A 6623-nucleotide genomic window follows, 5' to 3' on the forward strand; every position below is an offset into this window, starting at 1 on the left:
CCACCGACCTGTAGGAAGCCGCCCTGATGAGTGCAACGTTCGACGTCGTGGAACTCGCCACGACCTATGCCAACAAATCCGCGCAAGACATCCTCAAACTCGCGTTTGCCGAGTTCGGCGATGACTTGTGGATATCTTTCAGCGGCGCCGAGGATGTGGTGCTGGTGGACATGGCCTGGAAGCTCAACAAGAACGTCAAGGTGTTCAGCCTCGACACCGGCCGCCTGCACCCGGAGACCTATCGCTTCATCGATCAGGTGCGCGAGCACTACAAGATCGACATCGAGCTGGTGTCGCCGGACTACACGAAACTCGAACCGTTCGTGAAGGAAAAAGGCCTGTTCAGTTTCTACAAGGACGGCCACGGCGAATGCTGTGGCATCCGCAAGATCGAACCGCTGCGCCGCAAACTGTCCAGCGTCAAAGCCTGGGCCACCGGCCAGCGCCGTGACCAGAGCCCGGGCACGCGTAGCGCTGTGGCGGTGATGGAAATCGACACCGCGTTCTCCACGCCGGAGCGTACGTTATACAAGTTCAACCCGTTGGCGCAGATGACCAGCGAAGAAATCTGGGGCTACATCCGCATGCTTGAGCTGCCGTACAACAGCCTTCATGAACGCGGCTTTATCAGCATCGGCTGCGAACCGTGCACCCGCCCTGTCCTGCCGAATCAGCACGAGCGCGAAGGTCGCTGGTGGTGGGAAGAGGCGACGCAGAAAGAGTGCGGGCTGCATGCCGGGAATATCATTAGCAAAGCGTAACTCCCTGCCGCGCTGATTTCCCCTGTAGGAGTGAGCCTGCTCGCGATAGCGGTGTCTCAGTCGATGAATTTTTTGGCTGATACACCGCTATCGCGAGCAGGCTCACTCCTACAAAGGTCACTAGCGACTCAATAAATGTGTACACACGAATGTCACCATCAGTGCCATTTATGTGTGCACTTTTTACTTTCAGCGCCCTGAAAAGTTACATCGCCGCCAAAAACCCCTCGCCTCCGCCCGCCATCAAAATCCCCCACCAAAAATAAATACCTGCTCGACCGGTCAATTTTTAAGCACTTATTTTCAAAGACTTAACACGCTCCGATAACTTTTCGAAATGAGTAGCGCTGCGTATAGATCAGCAACTGGCACAAATCTGGCTTTAGTGCATACATGTTTTGTATACAAAACTGCAAAACATGAACACTTTCGATCCGCAAGCCTGAAGCGCCCTATCCCGTACAGGCTGCAGATGCCCCGTAACCAGTGATGTTTGCTGGCCGCGACGAAGATTTGTCGAGCCTGAGGCTCATGCACAGTCATCGCGGCCCTGCACATCAGGAGCCTGCCGGAATGCGTACAAGTCTCTCCAACAACATCGCGCTGAATCTGCCCGCCTCTGCCCTCGACCAGCCGTTACCCGATGACGGCCTGACCGAGCCGTTACAACTGAGCCCCCGCCTGCACAACAGCGACCTGGCGCCAACCAAGGCCGAAGGTCGGCGCTGGGGCAAATACAGCATCTTCGCCCTGTGGACCAACGATGTGCACAACATTGCTAACTACTCGTTCGCCATCGGCCTTTACGCCCTTGGCCTGGGTGGCTGGCAGATTCTGCTGTCGCTGGGGATCGGCGCGGCGCTGGTGTATTTCTTCATGAACCTGTCCGGTTACATGGGGCAGAAAACCGGAGTGCCGTTTCCGGTGATCAGCCGGATCAGTTTCGGCATCCACGGCGCGCAAATTCCTGCACTGATACGGGCGGTTATCGCCATCGCCTGGTTCGGCATTCAGACGTATCTGGCGTCGGTGGTTTTCCGTGTACTGCTCACCGCAGTGCATCCCGGCTTCGCCGAATATGACCACGATTCGATTCTCGGGCTATCGACCTTGGGCTGGGTGTGCTTCGTGGCAATCTGGTTCGTGCAGTTGGCGATTCTCGCCTACGGCATGGAGATGGTTCGCCGTTACGAAGCCTTTGCCGGGCCGGTGATTTTGCTGACGGTCGCCGCGCTGGCCGCGTGGATGTACTTCCAGGCCAACGCGACCATCGCCTGGTCGACTCGCGAACCACTGACCGGTGGCGAGATGTGGCGCAACATCTTTGCCGGCGGCGCGTTGTGGTTGGCGATCTACGGCACGCTGATTCTGAATTTCTGCGACTTCGCCCGCTCTTCGCCGTGCCGCAAGACCATCAAGGTAGGAAACTTCTGGGGTTTGCCGGTGAATATTCTGGTGTTCGCCGCGATTACCGTGCTGCTGTGCGGTGCGCAATTTCAGATCAATGGACGGATCATCGAAAGCCCGACCGAGATCATCGCCTCGATTCCCAACACGTTCTTCCTGGTGCTCGGCTGCCTGGCATTCCTGATTGTCACCGTCGCGGTGAACATCATGGCCAACTTCGTCGCCCCGGCCTTCGTGCTGAGCAACCTGGCGCCGAAGTACCTGACGTTCCGCCGCGCCGGGCTGATCAGCGCGACCATCGCCGTGCTGATCCTGCCGTGGAATCTCTACAACAGCCCGCTGGTGATCGTGTACTTCCTGTCCGGCCTCGGCGCCCTGCTCGGCCCGTTGTACGGCGTGATCATGGTCGACTACTGGCTGATCCGCAAAGGTCGGATCAACGTACCGCAGCTCTACAGCGAAGATCCCAACGGCGCTTATTACTACAGCCACGGGGTCAATTTCCGTGCTGTGGCGGCGTTTATTCCTGCGGCGCTGATCGCCATCGTCCTGGCACTGGTTCCCGGTTTCCACAGCGTCTCGCCGTTCTCCTGGCTGATCGGTGCCGGCATCGCCGGAATGCTCTATCTGATCATCGCCAAACGCCAGCCGCACTACGCCGACGTCAGCGGCGAATCGATCGCTGTCGACAACGTCTGCCATTAACTCCCTCGCGGCCCGGACTTCGGGCCGCAGAACTGCCCGCTATAAGGATTTCTCCATGCGTATTCTCGTGGTCAACGTCAACACCACCGAATCCATCACCGAGGCCATCGCCCGTTCGGCGCAGGCTGTTGCTTCACCCGGAACCGAAATCGTCGGTTTGACGCCGTACTTCGGCGCCGATTCGATTGAAGGCAACTTCGAAAGCTATCTGGCGGCCATTGCGGTAATGGATCGGGTGATGTCCTACGATCAGCCGTTCGATGCGGTGATTCAGGCCGGTTATGGCGAACATGGCCGTGAAGGTTTGCAGGAATTGCTCAATGTGCCCGTAGTGGACATCACCGATGCGGCAGCGAGTACGGCGATGTTTCTTGGCCATGCCTACTCAGTGGTAACCACGCTGGATCGCACCGTACCGCTGATCGAGGATCGGCTGAAACTGTCAGGTTTGTGGGATCGTTGTGCCTCGGTACGGGCCAGTGGGCTGGCCGTTCTGGAGCTGGAGCACGAACCGCAGCGCGCACTGGAAGCCATCGTGCATCAGGCTGAACTGGCGGTGACGCAGGACAAAGCCGAGGTCATCTGCCTGGGTTGCGGCGGCATGGCCGGGCTGGATGAGCAGATTCGTCGACGCACTGGCGTGCCGGTGGTGGACGGGGTGACGGCGGCGGTGACGATTGCGGAATCGCTGGTTCGACTGAAGTTATCAACCTCGAAAGTGCGGACTTACGCGACGCCACGGCCGAAGAACATCACTGGCTGGCCGGGGCGGTTTGCCCGCTGAATTCATCATCGGAGACCGAGTCGCTCCATTGGCGAGCAGGCTCGCTCCCACAGGAGAAATGCATTCCAAATGTGGGAGCGAGCCTGCTCGCGAAGGCAGCGACTCGGTCTAAAGCCTTGTTCAAATCGCACTGAACCACCGCGCCAACCCTCTCTCGGCAAACTGCTCAATCACATAATCGACAAACGCCCGAGTCTTGCCCGGCAACAATTTATGCTCGGCGTAGTAAATCGAAATATTGCCATCATCAACAAACCAGTCCGGCAGCACTCGCTGCAACGTCCCCGCCTCCAGATAGCCCACCGCAAACGGCATGCTCACCAGCGCGATTCCCAAGCCTTGTGCCGCCGTCCTGCAAGCGGCCTCGGAATCACTCATGGTCATTCGCGCCTTGAGCATCAGCGGCCGACAATTCTGTGGATTACGTCCGGTCAATTGCCAGGAACGCACGCGTCCGGTTTGCGGCGAGCGGATCAGAATGCCGTCGTGATGGCTGAGGTCGTCCGGTTCGATGATCTCGGGATTGGCCAGTAAATAGTCGGTGGACGCGACCAATATCCGATGCGCCGGGCTCAACTTGCGTGCGATCACGCCTTGCGGCAATTCGAAACCGCCACCGATGGCCGCATCAAAGCCCTGGGCGATCAGATCGACCTGTCGATTATCGAAGTGCCAGTCTGGATTGATCGCCGGATATCGTCGTAGAAACTCACCGAGCATCGGCACGATATGCAGACAGCCAAATGCTGCGCCCATGCTGACTTTCAGCGTTCCCGCCGGCAGCCCTTCGACACTGGACAGATTGGCCACGGCATTTTGAATGGTCGTCAAACTGCCACTCACCTGATCGAGGAAAAGTTGCCCGGCCTCGGTCAGCGTCAGGCTGCGTGTACTACGCTGGAACAGCCGCACGCCGAGCCGCACCTCGAGTTTGGCCACGCTTTTGCCGACTGCCGCCGGGGTCAGACTCAAGCGTCGCGCGGCCTCGGCAAAGCTGCCGACTTCGGCGCTGCGCACGAAGCATTCAATGCTGCTGAAGGATTCCATGATCGTCACTATAAACTTATGGTTTACACAGACTATAACAATCATGGTCTACACAGTTGTCGATACCACGCCGATACTCGCCACCAATACCAAGGCATTCCCGCCTTGAACACTCTGGAGATCGAACATGACCACTCAACACCTCAGCGGTAAAGTCGCTCTGATTCAAGGCGGTTCCCGTGGTATCGGCGCAGCCATCGTCAAACGTCTGGCCGCTGAAGGCGCTGCCGTAGCCTTCACTTACGTCAGCTCCACCGCGAAAGCCGAAGAGTTGCAGAACAGCATCACCGCCACCGGCGGCAAAGCCCTGGCGATCAAGGCCGACAGCGCCGATGCCGCTGCCATCCGCCACGCGGTCGGCGCCACGGTTGAAGCCTTTGGCCGCCTCGACATTCTGGTCAACAACGCTGGCGTGCTGGCCGTTGCTCCACTGGAAGAATTCAAACTCGAAGACTTCGACCAGACCGTAGCGATCAACATTCGCAGCGTATTCATCGCCTCGCAGGAAGCCGCCAAACACATGGGCGAAGGTTCGCGAATCATCAACATCGGCAGCACCAACGCCGACCGCATGCCCTTTGCCGGTGGCGGCGTGTATGCGATGAGCAAATCGGCGCTGGTCGGCTTGACCAAAGGTCTGGCCCGCGACCTCGGCCCACGCGGTATCACCGTCAACAACGTCCAGCCCGGCCCGGTTGACACCGACATGAACCCGGCGCACGGTGACTTCGCTGAAAGCCTGATTCCGCTGATGGCCGTCGGGCGTTACGGTAAAGCCGAAGAAATCGCCAGTTTCGTCGCCTACCTGGCAGGCCCGGAAGCCGGTTACATCACCGGTGCCAGCCTGACCATCGACGGTGGTTTCGGCGCCTGATTTATCTGAGCCGACTGAACGAAAAACGCCGCCCCTCTTGTTACCGAGGGGCGGCGTTTTTTTGTGTCAGATGTTTACGCCCATTCCAGCGCCGGCAAGCCACAGGCACTTGGCGTGAACGCTTTCAGCGTACGAAGAATCCCGTCAGCGTGTGCGTACTTTTCATCGGCCATGGCGGCATCGGGGATGGCGATGGCCGTCATGCCCGCGGCTTTCGCGGCAGTCACGCCAAACGGCGAATCCTCGAACACCAGGCAATCTTCAGGCGCGACGCCCAGACGCCGGGCGGCGGTGAGGAAGATATCCGGCGCCGGTTTGGCCGCGCCGACTTCCGGATCATCTGCAGTGACGATGAAGTCGAACAACGCAAACCAGTCGCGGTGCAGCGTGGTTTTCTGGCCGAAAGATTGACGCGACGAGCTGGTACCCACGGCAATCGGGATGTTGTGCGCCTTGAGATGGCGAATCAGTTCCTCGGCACCGGGCATCGCTTGCGCTGTGGGGAAACGCTCGCGCATTAGCGGCTCGCGGATCACCAGAAACTCTTCGGCGGTGATCGGCAGATCCAGCGCCTGCACCACGTAATTGGCCAGATCGTTGGCCCCGCGACCAATGATGTTCTGCTTGACGCTCCAGTCGAAGGTGCGCCCGTAACGCTGGGCAATCAGCGAGGTGACCTCGGTATAAATGCCCTCGGTGTCCAGCAGCAAACCGTCCATATCGAAAATCACGGCCTTGATCGGGCCGAACGCCTTCAGCGGTGCATTCATCATCGGATCCGTTAACAAAGACATCCCAGGCGGCAGGTGGCGCCGCTGCTCGGATCTGATTAAAGGGTTCAGCAGCATAACGAGCACGACGGACATTGAGCAACGGGCAATGTCCGTTGCAGCGATGAACGACTCGCAAGTATTTAGCGAAACATCCTACAGACATCGCCTACTCGCCCGACTTCTTTCCTGATTGATCCCCCGCAAAGTCCGCGCACCTCTTTCTTCATGTGCGCGAGTGCCTGCCCATGTTTCAACCCGATCGTCTTCTGGCT

At 58.7% G+C, this 6623-nt stretch carries 6 protein-coding genes; 4 read left to right on the top strand and 2 right to left on the bottom strand.

From position 1 onward, the window contains the following. The first annotated feature begins 26 nt into the window (after window positions 1-26). From ACOYXJ_RS29380 to ACOYXJ_RS29390, 3 genes are all read left to right on the top strand, one after another. The gene (locus ACOYXJ_RS29380) at window positions 27-761 is read left to right on the top strand and encodes a phosphoadenylyl-sulfate reductase (protein ID WP_077571815.1); all 735 of its coding nucleotides are present in this window, start codon (window positions 27-29) and stop codon (window positions 759-761) included. 573 nt (window positions 762-1334) lie between these two features. After that, window positions 1335-2873: an NCS1 family nucleobase:cation symporter-1 gene (locus ACOYXJ_RS29385; RefSeq protein WP_460367240.1), complete on the top strand. Its 1539-nt coding sequence runs from the start codon at window positions 1335-1337 to the stop codon at window positions 2871-2873. A gap of 55 nt (window positions 2874-2928) precedes the next feature. Next, window positions 2929-3657, top strand: coding sequence for an aspartate/glutamate racemase family protein (locus tag ACOYXJ_RS29390; protein WP_460367242.1), 729 nt, complete (start codon window positions 2929-2931; stop codon window positions 3655-3657). Between the two features lie 120 nt (window positions 3658-3777). Here ACOYXJ_RS29390 and ACOYXJ_RS29395 read toward each other — a convergent pair whose 3' ends face one another. Then, window positions 3778-4704: a LysR family transcriptional regulator gene (locus tag ACOYXJ_RS29395; RefSeq protein ID WP_150794511.1), complete on the bottom strand. Its 927-nt coding sequence runs from the start codon at window positions 4702-4704 to the stop codon at window positions 3778-3780. Between the two features lie 127 nt (window positions 4705-4831). Here ACOYXJ_RS29395 and ACOYXJ_RS29400 point away from each other — a divergent pair, with 127 nt between their 5' ends. After that, a complete protein-coding gene (locus ACOYXJ_RS29400) occupies window positions 4832-5578 on the top strand; it encodes a 3-oxoacyl-ACP reductase family protein (protein ID WP_460367244.1) in 747 nt (248 codons plus the stop codon). Between the two features lie 74 nt (window positions 5579-5652). Here the strand turns inward: ACOYXJ_RS29400 and ACOYXJ_RS29405 are convergent, their stop codons facing one another. Continuing rightward, the gene (locus ACOYXJ_RS29405) at window positions 5653-6348 is read right to left on the bottom strand and encodes an HAD-IA family hydrolase (protein WP_026000652.1); all 696 of its coding nucleotides are present in this window, start codon (window positions 6346-6348) and stop codon (window positions 5653-5655) included. Window positions 6349-6623: the final 275 nt, after the last annotated feature.

This window comes from Pseudomonas sp. Tul2A7 (assembly GCF_054790505.1).

Bases quoted from the DNA above. Each gene is read 5' to 3' on its own strand.
- ACOYXJ_RS29405 (WP_026000652.1), bottom strand. From the start codon at position 6,348: ATGAATGCACCGCTGAAGGCGTTCGGCCCGATCAAGGCCGTGATTTTC.
- ACOYXJ_RS29400 (WP_460367244.1), top strand. From the start codon at position 4,832: ATGACCACTCAACACCTCAGCGGTAAAGTCGCTCTGATTCAAGGCGGT.
- ACOYXJ_RS29395 (WP_150794511.1), bottom strand. From the start codon at position 4,704: ATGGAATCCTTCAGCAGCATTGAATGCTTCGTGCGCAGCGCCGAAGTC.
- ACOYXJ_RS29390 (WP_460367242.1), top strand. From the start codon at position 2,929: ATGCGTATTCTCGTGGTCAACGTCAACACCACCGAATCCATCACCGAG.
- ACOYXJ_RS29385 (WP_460367240.1), top strand. From the start codon at position 1,335: ATGCGTACAAGTCTCTCCAACAACATCGCGCTGAATCTGCCCGCCTCT.
- ACOYXJ_RS29380 (WP_077571815.1), top strand. From the start codon at position 27: ATGAGTGCAACGTTCGACGTCGTGGAACTCGCCACGACCTATGCCAAC.